The organism is Dehalococcoidia bacterium, from assembly GCA_028711995.1.
Classification (GTDB): Bacteria; Chloroflexota; Dehalococcoidia; order SZUA-161; family SpSt-899; genus JAQTRE01.
This window is the reverse complement of the sequence record JAQTRE010000170.1, coordinates 1-5655: the sequence shown is the minus strand read 5'-3', so window position 1 is coordinate 5655 and position 5655 is coordinate 1. Positions and strand designations below refer to the sequence as shown.

General features: G+C 55.8%; 6 protein-coding genes. All 6 read right to left on the bottom strand.

Annotation, left to right across the window (positions count from 1 at the left end; genetic code table 11):
* Window positions 1-140: 140 nt before the first annotated feature.
* The 6 genes from PHV74_14715 to PHV74_14690 all read right to left on the bottom strand — a co-directional run bounded on the left by PHV74_14715 (window position 141) and on the right by PHV74_14690 (window position 5501).
* The gene (locus tag PHV74_14715) at window positions 141-302 is read right to left on the bottom strand and encodes a hypothetical protein (GenBank protein MDD5095609.1); all 162 of its coding nucleotides are present in this window, start codon (window positions 300-302) and stop codon (window positions 141-143) included.
* A gap of 187 nt (window positions 303-489) precedes the next feature.
* On the bottom strand, window positions 490-2172 hold the full coding sequence (locus PHV74_14710) for a DUF5305 family protein (GenBank protein ID MDD5095608.1): 1683 nt from the start codon (window positions 2170-2172) through the stop codon (window positions 490-492).
* A complete protein-coding gene (locus tag PHV74_14705) occupies window positions 2106-2744 on the bottom strand; it encodes a signal peptidase I (GenBank protein ID MDD5095607.1) in 639 nt (212 codons plus the stop codon). Before PHV74_14705 ends, PHV74_14710 begins: the two co-directional genes overlap by 67 nt.
* Window positions 2745-3374 carry a hypothetical protein gene (locus PHV74_14700; protein MDD5095606.1) on the bottom strand — a complete coding sequence of 210 codons (630 nt, stop codon included), beginning with the start codon at window positions 3372-3374 and terminating at the stop codon, window positions 2745-2747.
* A gap of 533 nt (window positions 3375-3907) precedes the next feature.
* A complete protein-coding gene (locus tag PHV74_14695) occupies window positions 3908-4477 on the bottom strand; it encodes a signal peptidase I (GenBank protein ID MDD5095605.1) in 570 nt (189 codons plus the stop codon).
* Between the two features lie 280 nt (window positions 4478-4757).
* Window positions 4758-5501: a TasA family protein gene (locus PHV74_14690; protein ID MDD5095604.1), complete on the bottom strand. Its 744-nt coding sequence runs from the start codon at window positions 5499-5501 to the stop codon at window positions 4758-4760.
* Window positions 5502-5655 lie beyond the last annotated feature (154 nt).

The following is a 5655-nucleotide window of genomic DNA, read 5'->3' as shown; positions in this document are numbered from 1 at the left end:
AAAAGTCTACACTACATCGGCTTTTCCAGAATACTCAGCTTCACCAACCATTACGTTCTCCCTCTTGCTGACTCTGAGAAAATTCGTCAAAAACCTTTTTCAAGGTCAAACTGCGGAAGTTGGGCTAAAGGCAAACTCCATTATAACTGGCCGCCGGGCTCGATTTCTATGCCCTTGGAGTACTGGGATGACGGAACGTTAGTACCATATGGGTTGGGAAGGGTGAGCCAGGGATCGTCCAGGACGACATCGTCCCTTCCGCCCAGCGTGGTGCGGAAGGGCAATCGCACGGGATCTCTCACGACTGGAAGTTGCCCTCACTCTCTCGATCCCCCTTTCACAAAGAGGGCAGGTTCCTAGTCCCTTTTACAGGGAGAATCAGTGATGTGCAGAGGCGATCTATGCGGTCTCCCTGGGGCAGGGAGCACCGAATGAAAGCGTGTCCCCAAGCATGGGGGCTGTCTGATGCTGACAAACCGGCCGGTTCAATCACAGAAGGTATCGATAGCATGTCGCACCATCGAATACATAGTACTCATGGCGGGCATCGGCAGCCGAGGGACGTTTGTGCACCACCGGTTTGAACAGGGAATCGCTGAGGCCGATCAGGTCCTCCAATGAAGCCACCGATACGACCCTTTCATCAGGGTTGAGTCCGGGCACATTCTCCACATCGATGATGATGCCTTTATACTTTTTTCGGGCGCGACGCGCTTCCTCTTCAGCCGCCGAAAGGTGAGTGCGCTCTATTTGTGTGGAAAGGACTACCAGGTACAGAAGTGCTATTGCCAGGAGAGAGGTCGCAATGGTTGAGTAGAGGCGTTTGTTTTGAGCACTTGTATTTGTGATTGTGACTGTCTTGCGGATAGACCCTTTGCTCGATTTCTCGAAGTTCCCACTCCACTGGAGCGCCTTTCCATCCAGGGTCACGCTTATGGATTGCTCGAACGTCTCATCCATCGGTCCGGTGGCAGTGGATGCCAGCGTATGGACTTCGGACTTTAGCGAAACCGTAGGAGCCAGATCCGCGAGCCATACATCCTTCCTGACCTCTTCGATCAGGCTGTTCAGATAGGCAAAGTCGATCGTGTAGGGGACGGTGAATGATTGGCCATCCGCCTCCATGGATGCCAGCACAAGGGATTGGCTCCAATTCCGCTTCTGATCCTGCAGCGTAACGGTCACGCTGACTTCGTGGCTGGTGCTGGTGATCGGGGCATCGGATTCCAGCCGATAAGAGAATGTGCCATTCACCCAGTCCGCCGATCCTGCGGGCAACGATGGCGCGGAAGCCGTCAGCGCGAGCGGTTGGGGAGGAAGCTGAAGTGCGGTCGGCTCCGAGTGAAGCGTTTGGGAATCATAAACGGAATTCGGTACAAGCCGAATAGCGTAGTCGAAGCGCCCGTGTTTCCAATAGAAGGAGTCTCCTTGCTGTCCGCGCTCCAGCCCATCCAGGGTGTCATCCCATCGGAGGGTGCCCTGCCGCCGCGCCACCCCAAGATCATGGGTGAAGTCATCATCGATGATGCTGGCACCGTTGCGGGCCGTGCTGTGCACCCTGGCCCGCAGGGTCACCGTATCTGAATGACCGGCGAAGCCCAATTCCTTTTCAGTATCGCTGATCAGTTGATCGATGGCAGTGAAATCGAGCGGCACCGAGAGACGAAGGTCGCTGCCTAACGGCTGGCGCGGAGCCAGCACGTATTCCCGGCTCCATAGACCCGGGTTCTGGACCACCGCCACCAGTTCCGCCTCTGCCTGGATGCCTTCCACCGGGCCAAGCGCCACAAACTCATAAGAGAAAGTCAGGTCAATGGAATCGATCAACTTGGTGAAGACAACGGGGCTGGATTCTCCGGATTTGCTTACGTGTTCTAAGAGAACGTCGGGATCGGGGTAAAGCGCGGAGTAGAACTGGCCGGAGAGCGAGTACCCGGCTGCGATAACGCTCTGCTCCTTTTCGGTGGGATCGTCATAAGCCCGAACCGTGATCAGAATCGAGATGATCAGAAGCAGAATCACCACTGAGAAGGATACCATCCTCACCTGCGGGGAGCGGACAAACTGCGTCCATACCAGCTTCTTTAGCACAGTCCGAACGCCCGTTACCCGGTGTGGTTCTTCATCAGTGCCCTTCTTTTTTTGCGGCGCTTCTCTTCCATTTCCTTCCATCGTTCCGATCTCCTCGTCCTTGGGTCCAGAGCGGACGCAATGGTCCGCATCTCCGATGCAATGATCAGCGCTCCCGGCAATCCCAGAAAGACCGGGAACACCCATTGCGATCCGGCAAAGTCCTTGATCCGGTCCGCAGTACGGCCCGCACCGGCAACGTGAAAGCGCACTTCGCCCACTACGGCGGCGGCCTCCACGGTATAGCTATCGGCATCCTCGTTGGCATCCCCTTTGGTCTGAAAGCTGCGGGGAACCGTGTCTCGAACCTCGATCACCCGGTGGGCGACGATCACCTCCGGGTCCGTCGGCGGATGAAAAGCGATGATATCTCCCTCTTTGATGGCGCCGTCATCTATAGGCCAGACGAGGACGAGCCCGCCGACATCCAGGGTGGGGGTCATGCTCCCGCTCAACACGGTGAGCCACTTGGCCCCGGCGGCATAGGGGAGCCCGAATCCCAGAAGGGCAGTCGTCACCACCACCACCAGGACGATCCCCCCCAGCCATTTGCCAGCGACGGCTAGAGGGTGGGGTTTTCGAATCCGGTGCTTGAGCCCCCAGTTCCTCCCCATCTATCTGCCCTGGCTCAAGGTGAATCTCATGGTCATGGTGACTTGATCCCCCTGGTACTCGTTCCCGGCCATGGGATTGAAGCGGAGGCTCATGGAGAGGGTGTAGTACTTGTTCTTTCCGGGGGGATGATTTGCCGCGATACTCAACCCCTGCCGTTCGAAATCATCGAGTGAGATGTAGCCGTCACCATCCATATCCCTTAGATCGCTGAGACCGGCTCTGCGCTTCCCGTTGCAGTATGTGTATTGGAGATCGGTGATCATCATCTGCTTGTCCAGGTCGAGGGTGTTTTCCTGGGCATCGCTCTCCGGCCCCGGCGGATCGATCACCGCATTGAAAACCGCGATATCCATCCGGTGTCCGGCGGTGCTGCCCGTATTGTACAGGCGAACCCACCCGCCGGTTTCATCTCCCGGCTTGATGTTCTCCATGGCCCAGGTGGCGGTGACGCCGTTCCGCGGATCAGGTTCGTCCGGGTCGCTGAGCTTCAGATCGATTCCCGTCGAAGCGCAGGCATATACCCCCTCAGTGTCCTCCCGCTCGCGGTCGAGCAACGCCAGAGCGGCCACGGTCTCCACGGACAGAATGATCCCGATCACCAGCAATGCGAGCAAGACCTTCTTTTTCATGAAATCTTCCAACGCCGATGCAGAGTTTGCCAAGAATCTCGCTCTCAGCTCTCAGATTCTTCTTCGCCTTCGGCTCATCGGAATGACACAGGCCCTTTTCCTTTTCGTCATTCCCGACCTGATCCCAATTGAGTTGCTGAAAAAGTCTGACTCAACCCCCTAGCCCCCACTCGTTGGGGGAACTTTTGAGCCTGGGGGTGTCCCCCAGGCCCCCAAAAGGAGGAATCATTCACCTCTTTTTCAGCAGCCTGCTAAGCATCACTCTCCATGATATGCCCTGGGCTTGCCTTGAGGCAAGAGGGTAACCCTGCATTTTTTGAGTTCCCAATTCCGCGCGGCGGGATGCGCCCGGCAAGAAACTCTGCGCGACAAGTCCATCATGCCCCATTTGTCTTTCCGGCCTCGTATCAGGTGCGGGGTAAACTCCGGCCGGAATCCAGTCGCTCTTGGACCCCGATATTCACCGGGGAAACGGATTAAGGTATTTTCGCTTGCAGGCAGGGAGTTTCTGAACATCTCGCCTCAACATCAGATCACGTCAGCCACGCCCTGATCCGCTTGCGCTCCATCCACAGTAAAAACCCGGCGGGCACCCCTACGAAAACGATGCCGCCCTCCGGACTCTTGACGAAATCCACCCCATGCCCGATCAAAGGAACATAGCAGCACACTTCTCCCCGGAGGTTTTCCGCGGGTATATCGAACCCGTCCGGCTCCGGGTTGCCATCCCCCTGCGTCCGAAAGACTAGGCCGCCATCCTCCCGGACCACCTCGATCACCCGGTGGGTGATCAGCTGCCTCGACTCCATGGGCGATCTGAAGGTGATCACATCGCCCACCGCGATTTTCTCCGCCTCCACCGGGCGGATGACCACCATCCCCCCGATCTTGTAGGTGGGCTCCATGCTCCCCGTGCCGACGGCATCGAACCGCCAGTCAAAAAACCACGTCGAGACGGCCACGAAAGCCACCGTCATTACCAGCAGGATGAATATCCCGTTCCCAGCCCACCGCAAATACCTTTTCATCCACCCTATCATACCAAAACGGGCAGCGCCCGGCTGCCCGATCTCTTTGTGAATTGTGCTGAAGCCGGTCCCCACCCTTACCCTCCGCCCATCAAGGGAATTCCGATCAGTCTGAAATCATTGCCGTTCATGCTTTCTTTTCCCAGCATCCACCCTCGGCCGTGTTATGGCCGCAAAATCGCCTCCTCTCCATACTCCTCGGATCGCCGACTTTGGCGATCCCATCCTTCGGGCCGCCAAATCCTAATCAATCCATTGCTAATGCAAGTCTCCCTACGGTTTGGTGTTTATGGGGAGAAACGTATTCTTCCCGGGAATTCCGGGAAGAATACGTTCGCAAATGCGAGTCCGACGCTTATAGTCCCACGGACTCTGTAATTGAGGCGTCAAGCAGTTCATTGGTCTGAGCTGCCGTAAAATAGACGTCAAATGTCACCAAGTCGCCTTGGTAGACATTGGTAGTCTGTGGTAGCAGTTGGAATTTGAACTTTATCGCTGCGGTTCCACCAACTGGCAGGGGTGGATTGGTAGGATCATTACCGCCGTCGAAGCACCAGAGTCCGGTTTTTACGCTAGATCCGGCAAGATTGGCGGCCAACAGATCGGCCAATGTAATGTATCCTTTTTGGGTGAGGCCCCAAAAGAGCAGATAAGCATTGGCATTGGTTACATCGAATGCCTCTTCGTAAAACGTTGCGCTGCCAGTGGCCTGTTCCGAATAGGACACCAACTTGATATAGTCCGCAATATTGTCAGCTGACGAAGAACCCTCGGCATCAGGGTTAGTTCCGCCTGTTTGGACAAGATTGGTGACTGTGCCAAAGATATAACGGATCGGAATGGTGCCGGTGTTCTTGAAATAGACAGGACTGGTCTCGAATTCGTCACCTGGAGCCAACGCAGCCGGGGACGTGAAGCTAGCGCTGACTGCTACATCTCCGTAGCCTTCGTTGTTATCGCCAATTTGCATATCCAGGGTTCCAGCTTGGAAACTGTTATTCTGGCTCTTTTCCACATCAGTGAAATAGGCGAACAGACCACCACCCATCAATGCCACCACCACGCCCACAAGTAGTAAGCTCATTAGAATCTTTTTCATGGTTTCATTCTCCTTCTTTGTTTTGTGTTAAGTGGGTATGCACTTTACTCAACCATATACCATATGTTGTGGATGGCCTCCTACGATCATTTGACGCGGCACGGGGGCACAAGCTATTGCCTGCTCCATCAGGCGGTAGAAGAGTAAACCTCGT

Bases quoted from the DNA above. Each gene is read 5' to 3' on its own strand.
- PHV74_14710 (MDD5095608.1), bottom strand. From the start codon at position 2,172: ATGGAAGGAAATGGAAGAGAAGCGCCGCAAAAAAAGAAGGGCACTGAT.
- PHV74_14705 (MDD5095607.1), bottom strand. From the start codon at position 2,744: ATGGGGAGGAACTGGGGGCTCAAGCACCGGATTCGAAAACCCCACCCT.
- PHV74_14700 (MDD5095606.1), bottom strand. From the start codon at position 3,374: ATGAAAAAGAAGGTCTTGCTCGCATTGCTGGTGATCGGGATCATTCTG.
- PHV74_14690 (MDD5095604.1), bottom strand. From the start codon at position 5,501: ATGAAAAAGATTCTAATGAGCTTACTACTTGTGGGCGTGGTGGTGGCA.